Here is a 16,972-nt window from a genome sequence, read left to right as displayed (position 1 = left end):
CTCAGGCGCCCTGGTTCATGTGGCGCGAGAGCATGATCTTTTCGAACCAGATGTTGAGGCTGCGCCAGAGCTGAAGGCTCAAGGGCTGCAGCCCCAGATCGAAGCGCGCCTTCATGGCCTGGCCATAGGGCAGGTCGGCGCCCGCATCGATCTCGAGCTCGAAGGCAAACCGCGCCTCGAGCACCGGAGGCGGCGGCGCGCCGGGGGCCGCATCGGGGGGCGGGGCGACCGAGAGGTGATAGTCGCGCAGGATCCGCGCGGGTCGCGTGACGCTCTGGGTGCGCACGGGCCGGACCGTGACCCCTTCGAGGCGCGACCCGATGAGGTCGGCATCTTCCTGGGAGACCACGATGATGGCGGTGCGGGTATCGGTGGGGGGCAGGACGACGCCGAGCGGGTCGCCTTCTTCGACCTGGATGCCGGGCTCCAGCGCATCGGCAAGCTCGAAGCGGCCGGTGGCGGGCGCGGCGACGACGAGCCGGGCGACCGCATCCTCGGCAGACGCGATATCCTCGGCCGCGAAGGCCAGTTCGGCCGCGAGGAGCCCGGCCTCGGCCATGTTGGAGGCAAGGAGCGCCTCGTAGCGCCGCTCCTGGCTGACACGGCCGGCGCGACGGGCATTGAGCTCGGCATGCAGGAGCGGATTGTCGAGAAGGACGAGAGGCTCGCCCGCCGCGACTTCGCCTGCGACCCCGCGCGGCAGGGCGGTGACGATGCCAGCGCCGCCCGAACGCAGCACGCTCTCGGGCGGCAGGCGCACCGCGCCATCGGCGACGACCGCATAGGGGAGCGGGACGAGGAGGAGCCCGCCCAGCAGCACGAGGCCGATGGCGGCGCGGGTCAACACTTTCACCCGCACCGCACCATCGGCCTTTTTGAGGTAGTCGGCCGTGGTGCGGGCCTGTTTGGCGAGCGGCAGGACGATCATCGACATGGCTCCCCAGGCGGCGAGCACCACCCCGAAGACGAAGAAGCGCGGGAAGACATTGATCACCACGAAGAAGACGATGAAGAATTTATAGGCGGTGGAGCCGAGCCCGTAGAGCAGCAGCACGATGCGTTCGCCGGGCGGGGGCATGATGGCGGGCGCATTAGCATCGCCAAGGAAGATACGCCGCGAAAGCCCCCCGATCAGCGCCTGGGCGCGGGTGCCCAGATTGTCCATGCCGATGAGCTCGGAGAGGATGTAATAGGCATCGAACCTGAGGAGCGGATTGGCATTGAAGGCAATGGTGGTGATCGAGGTCAGCACCATGGTGTTGAAGGCGATGAGCCGGACGAAATCATCCGTCGAGACGAGCCAGACGATGAGCGCGCCGAAGGCGAGGACGAACTCCACCATCATGCCGGCAGCAGCGACCGCGATGCGCTGGCGGCGGCGCACGAAGAAGGCGCTGTCGGAGCAATCGACGAACGGGATGGGCATGAAGACGAGGAGCGAGGTGCCGAAATCGCGCACCTCCCCGCCCCAGCGCTTGCAGGCGAGCGCGTGGCCGAGCTCGTGGAGGAGCTTGACCAGCGGAAAGAGCACCGCCATCCACACGAGGCTGCCCGGGGCGAGCGCATGGGTCGCGCCATAGGCAAAGAGCTCATCCCAATTGCCGATGGCGAGGTAGACCCCGAACCCGACCATTGCGAGCCAGGCAATGAGCGCGGGCGGGCTGAAGAGAAGATGGGCGAGCGGGGCGAGCCGCTCGATCAGCGGATCGGGATTGAAAAAGGAAAAGCGCGCAAAGAGCGGGTTCTTGAGCGTGCGCATGAGAAGCCCGGGCTGGGCTATCGGCGCATAGCCCTCTGCGCGGCGCTCGAGGGGGAGGAGGAGCCCGTGATTTTCGGCTGCGCCGAGGATCTGCAGCACCTGCTCGGAAACCGCCGCGGCGCCGGCCTCGGGACGACGGGCCCCGGCAATGCGGGAGAGCTCGAAGACGGTGCGGCCGGCAGCGCAGGCAAGCAGCAGCTCGGCGGCGAGCGGGGTCAGCTCGAGCGTGCGGCCGCCCAGCCGATCATGAGCGCGATAGACGGTGCGCCCGCGCTGGCGGACCGAACCGATGCGCACATAGGGCGCAAGACGCGGGCGCAGGCCGCGCAGGCGCTCGAGGCGCGCCTCGGCATCCGAGGAGGAGCTCGCCGCGGGCGCGGCCCCGAGGGCGGCAGGGCTTACGGAATCCAGCGCCATAGCGCCATGCGGAGCCAGAAGACGAGATCGCGCGTCAGCGTCCAGATGCGGACGGTCTCGCCCGCCTCGATATGGACGACGCCCTTCATGCCGGGGCGGAAGGAGGGATGGGCCCCCTCGATGCCGGCACGGATGTTGAAGGCGCCGGTCTGGCTTTCGCTGTCGGCGGAGGGGGCCACGCGCTCGACCGCGACGGGAAAAGTCTCGAAGGGGAGCGCGGTCAGGCGCAGCGTGCCGGGCTGGCCCGCCTCGATCTCGAGAATGTCCTGCTGGGGCACGTCGATGGAAGCAACGAAGGCGGTGAGCGGGGCGAGGCGGAACATCATTTCGCCCCGGCGCATGGCCGAGCCGATGCGATCGGCCATGTCGCCCGAGACGATGACCGAATCCTCGTTCGCGACGATCCGCGACTGCTCGAGCAGGAGCGCGACGAGATCGCGCTCGGCCTCGAGCGCGTCGATCTCGGCATCGGTGACGCGCAGGGCGGCGGTGTTGAACCCGGCGGCGGCCCCTTCGCGCCGAGAGCGGGCCTGGGCGAGCTGGGCATCGGTGCGGCTCTGGCGGAGGAGGAGCTCGCGCGTGTCGAACTCGGCGATGAGTGTGCCGGCGCGTACGGTTTCGCCGGGCCGCACGTTGACGGCGGTCAAGAAGCCGTCGCGGGTGGCGACGACGCTGGTTTCATCGCGGCTCCTGAGCGTCGCTTCAGCAACGATCATGAAGGGCGCGGGCAGCAGCAGCCAGACCAGAAGCGCAACGCCCCCGAGTGCCAGCCAGGGGCGGAGGGCGAAGGGATCGAGCCAGGGATTGCGCCTGCTCGCAGCCTCCCGGCCGGGCTTCTTGCGCAGGGCGAGGAGCGTCGTCGCAAAGGCCGGCAGATCGGTCGCGAGACGGCGCAGAACGGGCTCGAAATCGGGCCCCGGCCGTTCGGCGCGCTCGGCGAGATAGACGAGCTCGCCCTTGCCATGGCGTTCGGGGAGCGCGACGGCGACGGCCTCGGCCACGCCCTCCCCAGAGGCGAGGACGCCGAGATCGAGATCGACGAGGGCCGGATCGCGCGGGGCGCCGGCCGCATCCTCATGACCCGAGACGACGATGGCGCGGCCCGAACCGGCAAGCGCGAGGATGGCGGCGCGGCGGGCCTGGCCGAGGCGGCTGCCGCGGGGCAGCGGATCCTGCCGGACGGTGCTGCGCACGATCTTGATGCGGCCGCGCCGGACGCGCGCGAGGACGGCGAAATCGGGCGAAAGGGCCGTTCCGAGCCGCTCGTAGAGACCCTGGGTGAAACCGGCCTCGCCCGGTGCGGCGAGGAGGGCGAGGCAATCGGCGGCCGAAAGCGGGGGCGGAGGCGCATCTGGCGCCACGGGCGCTTCGGCCGGGCCGGAGGCGGCGCGCGGCGATGGGCCCGGACGGGGTTCGGGCCGGGGCGCCGGGCGCGGGGCGGCAAGGGCCTCGGCGAGGCGGTGGACGGAGATTTCGAAAGTGGCCGCAAAGCGCGTGGCATCGGGCATGCGCAGGGCGACGGCGGCGAGCGCGATGGCGAGGGTCTGGCCGGCTACGACGAGCGGGATGGCCATGCCGGTGCGCAGGGGCGCATCGGGCAGGGGCGGGAGCGCTGCGAGCTTGAGCTGGCCCCGATCGAGCGCGATGCGCGCCAGGTCCTCGAGGGCTTCGGGGACCGGGCCGCCATCGGGGATGGCGATCGCCGCGGCAAGCCGGCCATCAGGGCCAACAAAGGGACAGGCGAGCACGAGCAGATGCGGCTCGGCGCCGGCGAGCGCATCATGCCATTGGCCGGCCAGCGCCCCGGGCAGCATGCCGGGACGCGGGGGCGGGGTGACGGCGGCGGGGCCGGGCCCGTTCATCGCACGGGCACCGGCGGGAGACGGCGCGCCCGGCTAGAGCTTGACCTCGCCGAAACGGGCTTCATAGGCCTTGACCGTCTGGTTGAGGATGAGCAGCAGGCGCTTGGCGGCATAGGGGCTCAGCACCATGCGGTTGGAGAGCTGGACCTCGACGGACTTGCCGTCCTCGACGCCGCGCCAGTTCTGGTGGGTGCCGAAGAGAAAGAAGAATTCCTCGCGCGTCGCGGTGACGGTGGCGATGTTGGAATACTTGCTTTCGATGTTGTCGTCGTTCCAGGTGATGTTGACACCGCGGTTCTCCCCGCCCGCATTGGCCGAGGCGAGGGCATCGATGGTGGTCTCGTTCATCAGTCACTCCTAAGGGTCTGGGGCCTTGCGGCCCTGTCAGCCTGCCGCGGGGCGGTTGCCGCCGGCAGGCGCTGTTTGGGACGCCTCAACGGCGGTACCATGATTGGCCGACGCCCCATCGGCGGGAATGGTGTTTTCCCCGATTATAAGGTGTTCGGCCAGAAGCTCCATATAGCGCTCGAGCATGATCTCGACCGAGGCGGGAAGCCTGTAGCCGTAAAGATCAAAGAGCGCCATGAGGATCGCCTCGCGCAGTTCGATCTCGAGATCCTCAAAGCCGATGCCGCCGCGCTGGTAAAGGGCGATGAGCGCCAGCATGTCGGGCGAGAGGATCTGCGCGCGCAGGATGGCGTCGAGCCGGTAGAGCTCGACATCGGCCACGGGATCCAGATCGAGCGGCGGGATGGGCGGCAGGTCGGTGAGCCGGTCCCCGTCGAGCACCGCCCAGGGGTCGAAATAGCCGCCATCGGCGAGGCCCCGCTCGTAGACGGGACGCATGAGCACGCCGGCGGACGCACCGAGCTGGTTGGTGCTGATGAGGTCGGTTGGCGCGATACCCAGATAGTTGAAGCGCACCACGATGCCGTTGTGGATGAGCACGCTCCCCTCATCGCCCATCAGCCAGTCGCGGATGGTGTCGCCATAGATGAGGTCGCCGGCGCCGGGCTTTCCGAAATTGAAGAAGCCCGCAAGGATGATGTTGTTGCCGCCACCGCCCTTGAGCACGTCGTCGCCGCCCTTGAAGGGGAAGCGGGATTCGAGGAGCTCCCAGCCATCGTGGAAGTTGACGTAGATCGCGTCATCGCCGTGGATGAGGTCATTGCCCTCCCCGCCATCGACGTAGTCGTCGCCATAGCCGGCGATGACGATGTCGCGCCCGCCATAGGTGTGGATGACGTCGTGGCCGCCCACCCAGTACTCGGTCGATTCGACCGAGCGGATGCGATCGAACGCGCTCTGGCCCGGATGGAGGGCGGGATCGAGGAGATCGAAGATGCCCCAGTCGCCGAGGACGAAATCGTTCGCCTCGCCGCCATGGATGACATCGTCGCCGCGCCCGCCGATGGCGATGGAATTGCCATCCGCAGTGTCGCCCGAGCCGAGCCCTTCATGCTCGCCGCGGCCATTATTGGTGTAGAGCGTGTCATTGCCCCAATGGGCGATGGCCTCGAGGGTGAGGGTCTTGAGCGCGAAGGGGGCGTGCGTATCGTCCCAGGTGAGGCCGGCATAATCGCCGATCACCACATTGGCCCCGCCATTGCCGGCGATCACGTCGTGCCCATGCCCGCCGATGATGATGTCATCGCCATCCCCGCCGCCGATCCGGTCGTTGCCGCCCTGATCGGGGGATTGGGTGGTGAGCGAGCGGGCGTCGAAATCGACGATCGCCCAGTCCCCGATGCCGATGTCGTTGCCGGCGCCCAGATCGATCAGGTCATCGCCATTGCCGCCCATGACGACGTCCGCGCCGCCGCCCGAGGCGATGACGTCATTGCCGCCGAGCTCGGTTGCAAGGCCCATGGCCGAACGCCGCTCGTTCTGGGATGCGAGCGCGGTGAAGGTGATCTCGCCATTGTCGCCGATGACGAGGTCGTCGCCATCGCCGGTGGTGACGTGGTCATCTCCGATGCCGGCGATGACGAGATTGTGCCCGTCGCCCAGGATGATGGTGTCGTCGCCCCCGAGGGCGAAATCGATGGAGCGGACGACCCCGATCCCGTCGATGCCGACATTGTCGATCTCGCCTGCGTCCCCGAGGACGATCTTGTCGCCATCGCCGAGTTCGATGTGGTCGTCGCCTGCGCCGCCGATGATGAATTCGCGGCCGGCGCCCCCGAAGATGTGGTCGTTGCCGCCCAGATCATTGTGGGTCGAGGCCATGTCGCGCAGGGTGAAGCCGGAATTGTCCGGGCCGGTGTCGTTGATGCGGGCGTGGCCGCCGGCGATCGCTGCATTGAGGACGCCGAAATCGCCGATGACGGCGAAGGTGCCTTCGCCCCCGAGCCCGTCCGGGGTGTGGCGGATGACATCGCCGCCATCGCCGCCGATGACGATCGCGTCGCCGCCGCCGGTGATGATGGTGTCGCTCCAGCCCTCGGTATCGGTGCCCTCGCGGGCAAGCTGCGTCTCGGCAGTGAGATCGGGTGCGCCGGCTAGGGCGCGGCCATAGAGGGTGACCGTGCCCAGATCGCCGAGGACGACATCGAAGCCCGAACCGGTCGAGATGGTGTCGGCCCCGCCACCGCCGAGGACAATGTTGTCGCCATTGCCGGCCGAGACCGTGTCGGCGCCCGCAATGGTGCTCGAATTGCCAGCCGCGGCGCTCGTTGCGCCGAAGCGGGTGTTGCCCGTCGCGTCGTGATCGGTGCTGAGCGTGGTCTGGCCGCGCGAACCGTTCTTGGCGGCTTCGAAGCGATAGGTGCCGGTATCCCCGAAGACGACGTCATTGCCATCGCCCGAGGAGATCCAGTCATCCCCGGCGCCGCCGAAGATGATGTCGCTGCCGCTCTGGACTTCATCGCGTCCACCGGTGTTGATGACGTCGTTGTCGCCGGCGTCGAACACGGTGGTGAGGAGATAGGGGCTGAAATCGCCCGAGGCACGCACATCGCCGTAATCGGCGAATATGATCATGCCCTCCGCCTTTGCCCGGAGGTCTTCGAAGCCGTAGAGGAGGCCGGTCTCGATGTAGTCGCCTTCTTCGGCATTGCGCGAGCCGCCTGCGATGATGATCGAGGCGGTGAGCCCGGTATAGATGACGTCGGCGTCATCGCGGGTGCTGATCATCGAGCTGATCTCGGTGATGCCGCGATAGAGATCATTGCCCCGGATTTCGGCATTGTCGCCGATGAGGATGTTGTTGCCGTGCCCGCCCGAGAGCAGATCCCGGCCGCCGCCGCCGACCAGCACGTCGGCAAGGCCCGCGCCAACCAGAATATCGTCGCCCTGCAGATCGGATTCGATATGGGTCGAGCGCACGAGGATGAGCTTGCCGGTCTGGGTGAAGCCGAGCTCGGCGAAATCGCCGATCATGACGTTGTTGAGCCCGCCCGCTTCAAGCACGTCATCGCCGGCGCCGCCGATGAGCACGTTCGAGCCCGAAACGCCCACGAGGCGGTCATCGCCATCGGCGATCGCGTCGGCACTGATCGTGTAGGCGCCCGAGGGCGTGAAATTGACCTGCGGGGTCGTCACTAGAGTGCCGCCGACGGTGATGGTGATCGTGCCGCCTGCGATGATGTCGTTGCCCGAGCCACCGAAGATCAGATCATTGCCCAGGCCGCCCTGGAGGATGTCATTGCCATGGCCGCCCGAGATGATGTCGTCGCCGGCGCCACCCTCGATCCAGTCCCCGCCATCGTCGCGGATCGTGCCTTCGACGAGGGCGCGGAAGTCGGCGACGAATTTGGCGGTATCGGTGACGTTGAGGCCGGCAATGCGATCGGCGAGCGCCACCAGATATTCGGCATCGGTGGTGTCGAGGTCGAACCGTCCCCAGCCCAAGAGCACGTCATTGCCCGAACCGCCGAGGATGATGTCGGCACCTGCGCCGCCCTCGACCCAGTTGTCGCCGCTGCCGGCGCTCAGATCGATCAAATCGTCGCCGCCGCCGCCGAAGACGATGTTGTTGCCGCCATGGGAGATGAGGGTGTCGTTGCCATTGCCCCCGAAGATGATGTCGTTGCCGGTGCCGGTCTCGATATAGACGCTCTGGCTGGAGGCCTTGGTCTGGGCGGTCGGGGTGTAGCCCGACATCGCCGCATTCACCTTGTCGCGGATTTCGGCCATGCCGGCCTCGTCAGGGGTTTTGCCCTGGAAGCGGCTCTGCAGCCACTCGCTGAAGGCGACGAGCTTGCCGTCATGCATGATCTCGAAATTGCCGTCGCCCACGACGATCATGTCGCCGGTGCTGTCGGCCATCTCGACGCGGTTGTTGCCACTGCCGAGGACGATGACGAGATCCTGGCTCGTCGCCGCGGGAAGGTCGCGATCACCCATCTGCTCGCGGATCTGGCCGTAGATCGAACCGGAACCCGCCACGGGCACGCCCGCGGCCGTACCGGTGCCCGCAGGCGCCGTGGGCGAGAGTGGATTGACCGCGAGCGGGGAATAGAGGGCGCCGAACATGGCAAAGCCGGCCATGGCATTGATCGCGGGCGGAGCGACATAGCGGATGACGTTGTCGCCATCGCCCGCCGAGATGATGCCCTGATTGTTGCCGACGGTGATGGTGTCGTTGCCCGAGCCCGTGAAGATCTGGAAGGAGATGTGGCTCGAGAGCCCCGAAAGGTCGATGACGTTGTCGCCCTCGCCGGCATAGATCAGCAGGGTCTGCGTGCCGCCCAGATTCATGGCGCGGCCGTTGACGACGATCTGGCCCTGATCGTTGATGTAGATGACGTCGCTGATGTCGTCCGGGCTGCCGCCGATGGCGCTGCCGGCGCGCGCGCCGACATTGACGGTGGTGACGCCATCGCCATCGCTGGTGAGATAGACGGGATTGGCGAGGAAATCATAGCCGAAGCGCCCGCCGCCCCCGACATCGATGATCTTCCAGGAGCCGCCGAAGGAGGTGAAGAAGAGGTTGATCTTGAAATAGACCGAGAGCGAGAGGCCCCAGCGATACTGGCCCTCGATGAGCGAGGTGATGCCCGGACCGTCGGTCAGAACCCATGCGATCTCGCCGAAGCGCAGCTTGCCGTCCTGATTGGGATCGTTGAAATCGAGCTGGAAGGCGAAATTGCCCGCGAGCTCGAGGCCGGCCTTGATGACGAAGAGGTTGATGCCGACCCGGGCATGGAAGCTGGCTTCGATACCGAAAAGCGGGCGGAAGGAATCGAAATACATGCCGTCGAGGATATCGACGGGGTCGCCCGTGCCGAGGAACTGGGCGATGCCGTAGAGATCGTAGCCGATCGTGATGCCGGCTTCGGCATGGAAGTAGAAACTCGCCGAGAGCCCGCCGAACAACACATCGATCACCTTGCCGGGCAGGAAGCTGACGGCGGATTTGATGATGTTGACGATGTCGATGTTGATGGTGATGTCGAGCAGGGTGAGGTCGACTTCGAAGAGCTCGACATCGGCAAGATTGCCGGTGATGAGGTTGAGGACGTTGGACACGTCCTCGAACAGCAGGAAGTTGAAGGCGATGCCGGGCTTCTTGTTGGCGATCGCCCCATCGAGGTTGAGGGAACTGCCCGTGCCCGTATCGCTGCCGGGGCGCAGATTGCCCATGGCGCGGCTGTTGGAGGTGTCGATGACCCCGGTGCTGCTGGCGGGCGAGAGCAGTGAGAAGCTGCCGAAATAGATGATGCCGCCGGACTGGCTCAGCCCGTTGATGAAGCCCATCACATCATTGAGGGTATCGAGCGCATCGAAGATGAAGAGGGCGGCCGGATAGATCCGCCCCACCGTGTCCTGCAGGATCGAATAGAGCGAATAGCCGCCGATCGCCGTCGTCTTGAGGAACTGGACGATGTTGTAGAGCGGCTCGACATATTTGTAGATCTGCTCGACGACGGGCAGGACGTTGTTGACGAGGAAGTCGCCCGCATAGAGCCCGACATTGCGGAACTCGAGCGTCTCCATTTCGAGCTCGCCGCCGATCTCGTAGCGGGCGTCGAGGACGAAATCGGCGATGGCGCTGGGGAGCTCGTCAATGGTCTGGCCGGTGACCGGATTGACGATGCTGGTCTTCATCGCCATGTCGATCGAGACGAAGAATTCGCCCCGGATCGAGACGGTCTTGTTGCCTTCGCCGGTTGCGGACTTGCTGGTCGACAGCTCGTTGATGCGCACGAGCTTGTCGTAGCGGTCGAGCCAGTCGGTCGCCTCGGTGCCGGGCGCGGTGAAATCGCGGCCGAGGCTGCCGAAGAGGTCGATGGCGATCTCGCCGCCGATCAGAACGCCATAATAGGTATCGTCGCCACGCTGGATGGCGTTGGCGGTGAGCGCGAGGCCGACCGCCGCGAGCGAGGCGGTGGCAACGAAGCCTTCGGACGTGGTGACGATCGCCCGCAGCAGGATTTCGGGGTCGGTTTCGTCGTTGAGGAAGAAAAAGCCCATCTTGTCGATGCCGAAGGCGAGGTTGATCGCGGCATTGACGGTGAACTCGAGAGCCGAGGATTCCCCGACCGAAAGGTTGAACCCCGGAATGCCCAGATCGAACCCGACATCGAGCACGGCACTGAAGAGGATGGCGTCGATATAGAGCTCGGCGACGAGGTAGGGATTGTCCTGATCGGTGTTGAAATAGGCGCGGATGACGTCGTCCTCGACGCCGAAGAGGTCCTTGATCGTGTCGTTGACGAGGCCGGTGAGAAGATCGACCGTGGTGGGCAGCGTGCCGTCTGCCTTTGGTGTGGAGGCGGCCTCGAGGATGGGCTGGACGATGACGCGCGAGATGTCGTCGAAGAAGCCGAGCGCCTGGGTGAGCGTGCTGCCGACGACGGGCAGGTTCATCACGTTGATGACGTTGCGCAGCGTCTTGTCGATCATCTTGAGGATGCTGTCGAGGCCGTTGGCCAGGAGCAGCGGATCGTTGATGATCGCGTAGGGGTTCAGATTGGCGAGGAAATCCTCGAAATCGATCGAGGGGATTTCGTAGCTGACATAGTCAGACGCGGTGAGGCTCGGCAGGACCAGCGCCGGCAGGAAGCCGACGAGGCCGCTATCGGTCGTCTCGAAGAGGTTGACCCCGAGGGTCAGCCGGTCAGTGTCGGGGCTCAGAAGGCCGAGCGACGCCTGCAGCGGCAGCACGACATCGAGCCGGGCGAGCGCTTCGAAGCTGACGATGTCGCCGATGCTGATCGGGGCGTCGGACGAGAAGAGATCGGCGATGGCCGAGAAGTAGAGCCGCCCATCGAGCGCGGCGTCCTCGCCCTGCAGGTAATTGTCGGCCGCATCATTGATGCCGAAGCGGATATAGGCATTGCGGTCGGCCTCGTCGCCGCTCCAGACCAGCGCCTTGCCGTTGACCACATCGACCGAGAGCGGGCCGAGGGCGAGGCGCATGTTGAGCCCCTCCTCCACCCCGGCGATGAAATCGAGCGCGATGCCGGTGCCGCGCAGCTCGTACCCGCCCACGGTGATAGCATCGGTGACGATGAAGGCGCGGGTGCCGCCGGTCTCGGTCTTGGCGGCGAGATCGGCGCCGCGGACGGTGAAGGCGCCGCTTGCGGCCTCGCCGAAGCCATTGGGTGCAAAGCCGAGCGCGGTGGCAAGATTGGAGCCGCCCAGATTGTGGACGAGGATCTGGGCCGAGCCCGCGGCAAGGCCCGTGAGGGCAAAGCTGATGGGATCCTTGCCGATCGCCTCGGCGAAATTGGTGGCCGTGAGCCGGAGCGCGCCATCGACGGTGAGATCGGCGATGAGGAGCTTGGCGAGCGGCAGGTCGACCGGCATGCCGAGCCCGATATCGGCGCGCGAGACCATGGTGGCGGCAAGCGCGGCATTGATCGCGGCGACGAAATCGGCGGGCGTGCGCGGATCATCGCCCGTCGGAAGGGCCGGGATGGTGATGAGGACGGGGTCCGCGCCATTGACGATGATGCGGAAGCTGTGCGCGGCGTCGAGATTGAGCCCCGAAAGGGCGTTGCCGGTGACGACGCCATCGACCGCCTCGAAATCGGCGGCGTTGTCCGTGTCCCCGAAGAGGGTGTTGACGCCGGCATAATTGGTCGGGACGACAGAGGTTTCGACAAAGGCGATGCTTGCGATGTCGGCCGCGGCGGCGGCGCCCGTCAGCGTGCCATCGGCGAAATCGGAGGCCTCGAGGGTCGTCGTCGTGCCATCGGCATGGTGGAGCACGATGGCGATGCCGCCATCGGCCGCGAGCGCGGCGTGGATCTTGCTGAGGGCCTCGCCGACGGTCTGGGCGCCGTCGAGCTCGATCTTGTAGTCCTTGTAGGTGGTGGGGCTGCCCGGCCCGTCCTTGCGCTCGACCGAGACCATGATGTCGCGGCCCTGATGGCCGGACTGGGCGGAGTTGAAGGTGACCTGGCTGACGCCCGCAAGCGCGGTGAGCGCGGTGGCGGCGGTGACCGCATCGAACTGGGCGCCGGCGAGCCCGGGCAGCTCGATGCCGAAGGTGAGGTCGAACCCGACATTGGCGTCGAGCACCAGCCGGCCCTCGCCCGTGACGTTGGCGAGGGAAGAAACGACACCGAGCATGGCGGAGAGGGTCGCGTCGCTGCCCGCGAAGCTGCCCAGCAGCTCCTCGAGGTTGAGCGAGAAATCATAGGCAAGCCCGGCGCCTTCGAGGAAGCCGAGCGAGAGCGAGACGTAGAAGACACCCTCGTCCCAGACGAGGATCAACTCGTCGCTGCCTAGCCCGAAGGCGGAGGCGAGCGCGCCCGAGATCTGGTTCAGCCCCTCATTGGGGTTGGACTTGAAGGCCTGGAGCTTGGCGGCCATTTCCTCGGCGAAATTGAGCGCATCGACGACCGATATGCCGAGGACCGGGATTTCCTCGCCGAGGAAACCCAGATCATCCGAAAGCCCGCCCAGCACCTGATTGACGAGGATCAGGGCGTTGTAGAGCGTGTCGATGAAATCGTCCTTGCCGAGCCCGGTGATGAGACTGGTGAGGGCGCTTTCGCCGAAATCATAGGCCCAGTCGGTGGGCGCGGTGACGTCGATGAGGCTGGCGGTGAAGCTTGGCAGAATGCTGCCGAGCCCGCCGACGCCAGCGACCGCGATATCGAGATCGGAGAGGACGAGCCGGGCGAAGGCGCCATCAGCGCCGACCGTGCCGACGAGATCGAGCTGGCCGATGAGCCCGGCTATGCCGGCGGTGCTGTTGGCCTTTTGCAGGAGCTCGGCGATGGTGAGGCGCTCGGAATAGACGCCATCCTTTTCGCCGACGAGGCTGACATCGAGCGCGGCGCCGATCTCGAAGCTGTTGCCCGCGGATCCGAGGGCGACCTCGACGATGCCGAGCTTTCCGGCGCCGGTGATGTTGGCCGCCGAAGCGCCGAGGGCGACGCTGAGCGCGACGTTTTCGAGGAAGACGTTGTCCGAAAGGCCGGACCCGCTGCCGGTGCCGAGGAGCCCGAAAAGGCCGACGCCGACATCGAAGCCGAAGGCGATATCGGCCCAGAAGCTGAAATCTGCCGAGAGGTTGAGGCTCGCCAGATCACCGAGGCCGCCCGAAATGGTCTGGGTGAACTCTTTCGTAAAGCCCATGCCGAATTCGGGGAGCTTCAGGATCAGCTCGCCCGTGCGCACGTCGAGCACGACATCGGCGGACGGCATGAAGGCGCCGAGGGCGCCCGAGACGAAGGCCTGCAGCCCGTCCAGGCTCGAGATGACGGTGGATTTCGAGACGTCGAGCGCGATGGTGTAGGAGACGTTTTGCGTGCTCGTGACCGTGAAGACGAGGTTGTCGTCCGATCCCGCCTCGACGTCGATCTCGATGCCGACGCCGCCGAATGCAGCCTCGAGCGCCTCGGCGAGGCTTGCAGCATCCCAGCCGCCGAGGGGGGCGTTGAGCGTGATGGTGCGGAAGAGGTCGGTGACGCTCTCTTCGGTTTCCCCGCTGCCAGTGGTGATGGTGCGCTCGACCGAGATCGAGAGCGGATAATTCCTGAGCCAGGGATCGTTGAGGAGCCCCGACAGGCTGCCCCCGGTGAGCGGGGTGCCGGTACTGACGGTGTTGTTCCGGACTTCGAGGCCGAGCTGGCCCATGACATTGCCGCTTGCCGAGGCTGCAGCGGCGAGGATGGCAAAGCCTTCGATGCCCGAGCCGCGAAGCTCGAGCGTGCCGCGCACGACGTTGACGAAGAGCATGTCGGCAAGGGTCGGGACCGGATCGCCGTCTTCGGCATTCGGGGCCTGGAGATGCGGGGTCGGGGTCGCGGCGAGCGCGAGCTTCAGCGCGGCACCCAGGGCAGCGAGATCGGCAAACCCATCCGCAGGGATGGCGAGAGCCACATTGTAGGGATAGGCGACACCCCCGACCGTGACGGCGATGGAGAAGGTGACGGTTTCCCCGCCAAGCGCGGCAAGCACCGAGCCATCGGTATAATCGACCGGCAGGCCGTTGAGCTGGAGGAGGTTGCCGATCGCCTCATTGGTGCCGGCGGACAGGCCCAGCACCGAGAGATCGACCTCCATCGGCTCGAGCAGGCGATCGACGATCTGCTGATAGGCCTTGGCAAGTTTGGAGAGATCGATCTGCTCGAGGAAGGGCAGGTCGAGATCGAGGAGGCGCGAGGCAAAGACGATATCGAGGCTCGACGCCATGGAACGCATGATTTCGACGAGCTCGGTGCCATCGAGCGCCATCAGCCCTTCGGCGAACGCTGCGATCTCGGCAAGCTCGGTTTCATGGCCCACCGAAATGTCGGTCGTACCGTCGAGAAGCTGGGCGGTGGTCGCGACCGATGAGGCGATGCCGGTCGTGCCGCCGGCAAGGGTGAAGGTGCCGGCGAGCGCCACATGGCCCTGATCGACGAAGTCGGCGCCATCGATATGGGCGAGGCCCCAGTCTATGGCGGCGCGGAAATCGATCGCGGCGAGCGCGTAATCGGCTTCCGGATCAAAGGGGACGGCGGACGTGCCGCCCACTTCGGTGACAGAGAGCGCGAAGACGTCGTCATCGGCCCCGAGCGCGCTGCCATCGCGCGTGAGTTCGGCGTTGAGCGCATAGTCGGTCGTCGAGAAACTGAGCGAGAGCGCGGTATCGCCGAAATCGAGCCCGAAGCGGGCAAAATCCATGCCGGTGACGACGCCGCCGACGAGACCGGCATTGAGCCCGAGCCCGTCGACGCGGTCGCCGAGGCCGTCGGGCGCGCCGCCCAGTTCGAGCGTCGCGCCATCGGCGCCCGTAAAACCTGAAACGGTGACGGTGACGGACTGGTGATAGGCGCCGGCGGCGATCTCTGGGCCCTGAACGCTCGAGGCGCCGATTTCGAAGGAGAGCGTGGTGCCGGCGAAAAGCTCGGCAAAGGCGGACCAGTCGGTCATCGTGCCGACGGTGATGCCCATGGCGTCATAGATGCCGTTGAGATCGGGCAGGAGATTGCCGATGAGGATATCGACGCCGATCCGATCGGTCAGGATCGCGTCGGGATCGGTTTCGCTCGCAATGCTCTTGAAGTCGATGATGGTCTTGTCGCCCACCATGATGTCCTCGAGGGTGAGGACGAAATTGGGGACGACGAAATTCTGGTCGAGGCCGGATGCAATCGCCGAGGCAGCCGTGTCGAGGAGGCTCGTGCGCAGCTCGGTCGTGAAGCTTTCGATCTCGGCGCTGGTGATGAGATCGGCTGGCGGCTCGGTGCTGAGCGGATCGACCGAAGCGAAGGAATTGGCCAGTTCGGCGGCATTGCCGAGCACGGTCTGGAAGAGCGCGCTGGGATTGAAGAGATCGGAGAAGCCGAAGCCCGCCATATCGGCGGCGATCCGGGCATCGACTTCGGCGCGGTAGCCCTCATCGAGCGCTCCGAGTTCGCCGGCGACCTTGCCCTGGAGTTCAGACGTGAGTTGGCCGCGGATCGTATCGAGGATGGACTGGAGTTCGCTGCCGAGCCCGTCCCGCACATCGGCAAGCATGGCTTCGCCAAAGCTCTGCCCCAGCGTGCCGAGCGAGGCAAAGACGTTGGCGAAAGGATCGGTGCGATCGAGGAGAAACGGATTGTCGTCGGGATTGGCGTAAAGATCGACTGCGCCCGCGAGCGCCGCGCCCAATTGGCCGCTCAGCCGGTCCCCGAGCGCACCCATTTCTGAGGAGAGATCGCCGGCGAGCGTCAGCAGGTCGCGGATGGCCTCGGTATTGTCTTGGGCGAACTGGGCGTTGAAGGCGGCGGCGAAGCCGAGATCGAGATCGGCGGCATCCATCATGATCCGCGGCTCGAGCGGCACGATGTCGGGCTGGGGCGCGCGGGCACGGGAGGCCGCGGCGACTGCTGCGCGATGCCGGTGGCGGGCTTCGGCCCGCGCCGCATGCAGGGCCGTGAAACGGGCGCGCGCGCCCAGAGCCTTCAGAACCTTGGTCATCTTCGACAGCCCCTGCACTGCCCGATCAGTCCCGGGCACGGACGGCAATAGTTTCAGAAAATACGATTCGGCCGCACGCGGCGGCCCAGCCTCGAAATCATCACGATCACAGGATTATTTCAATGCGGGCGCATGTGCAGGAGAGAGCTAAAAAATGCAGTTCTGTCTTAGGGTTGCATAGGTTGTGCAAAAAATTTTGAGACGGCGCTGACAGGTTTTCGCCACGATTTCGCCCTGTTGTGCTTGTGCGCCTGAAGAGGCGTCGGCGCGTTCTACTTCCGCATTTATTTTTCTATTTGCTGCAGATGTTTTGAGGGGCTCAGCGAAACTTCCCCGACCGTGCCCGGCAAGGGCGCCGGTCTTCAGTCTCGGCAGCTGACGACTGATCGCTGCTTTCTCGATCGACTGCTATCTTTCACGTATCGCATTTCATCGGCGCACTTTTCTTCATTGTCTATGCTTGTGATTTTGATATTTTACAGTCTTACAGCGCATTGCGAAGTCACCGTCCGCGTCTGAGCGCTTTGATAATCGACCGTTAATTCGAGATTAACCATTTTTCATTGGCGATCGACGACCCTTG

General features: G+C 65.8%; 4 protein-coding genes. All 4 read right to left on the bottom strand.

Going from position 1 to position 16,972, the window contains the following annotated elements; genetic code table 11:
* Nucleotide 1 precedes the first annotated feature (1 nt).
* From EMQ25_RS13180 to EMQ25_RS13165, 4 genes are read right to left on the bottom strand one after another with little or no spacing between them, the layout of a single operon-like run.
* A complete protein-coding gene (locus EMQ25_RS13180) occupies nt 2-2,176 on the bottom strand; it encodes a zinc metalloprotease (protein WP_127189043.1) in 2,175 nt (724 codons plus the stop codon).
* Nucleotides 2,158-4,038 (bottom strand): RND family efflux transporter, encoded by a 1,881-nt coding sequence (locus tag EMQ25_RS13175; RefSeq protein ID WP_127189042.1) that lies wholly within the window; start codon nt 4,036-4,038, stop codon nt 2,158-2,160. Before EMQ25_RS13175 ends, EMQ25_RS13180 begins: the two co-directional genes overlap by 19 nt.
* 33 nt (nt 4,039-4,071) lie before the next feature.
* On the bottom strand, nt 4,072-4,386 hold the full coding sequence (locus tag EMQ25_RS13170) for a DUF3467 domain-containing protein (RefSeq protein WP_127189041.1): 315 nt from the start codon (nt 4,384-4,386) through the stop codon (nt 4,072-4,074).
* A gap of 36 nt (nt 4,387-4,422) precedes the next feature.
* Complete coding sequence (locus EMQ25_RS13165) at nt 4,423-16,389, bottom strand: beta strand repeat-containing protein (RefSeq protein WP_127189040.1); 11,967 nt, start codon at nt 16,387-16,389, stop codon at nt 4,423-4,425.
* Nucleotides 16,390-16,972: the final 583 nt, after the last annotated feature.

The sequence above is a fragment of the Arsenicitalea aurantiaca genome (genome assembly GCF_003994485.1).
In the GTDB taxonomy this organism is placed as follows: domain Bacteria; phylum Pseudomonadota; class Alphaproteobacteria; order Rhizobiales; family Devosiaceae; genus Arsenicitalea; species Arsenicitalea aurantiaca.
Note: the sequence above shows the minus strand (reverse complement) of the source record. Positions and strands in the feature narration are given on the sequence as shown.

Bases quoted from the DNA above. Each gene is read 5' to 3' on its own strand.
- EMQ25_RS13175 (WP_127189042.1), bottom strand. From the start codon at position 4,038: ATGAACGGGCCCGGCCCCGCCGCCGTCACCCCGCCCCCGCGTCCCGGC.
- EMQ25_RS13180 (WP_127189043.1), bottom strand. From the start codon at position 2,176: ATGGCGCTGGATTCCGTAAGCCCTGCCGCCCTCGGGGCCGCGCCCGCG.
- EMQ25_RS13170 (WP_127189041.1), bottom strand. From the start codon at position 4,386: ATGAACGAGACCACCATCGATGCCCTCGCCTCGGCCAATGCGGGCGGG.
- EMQ25_RS13165 (WP_127189040.1), bottom strand. From the start codon at position 16,389: ATGACCAAGGTTCTGAAGGCTCTGGGCGCGCGCGCCCGTTTCACGGCC.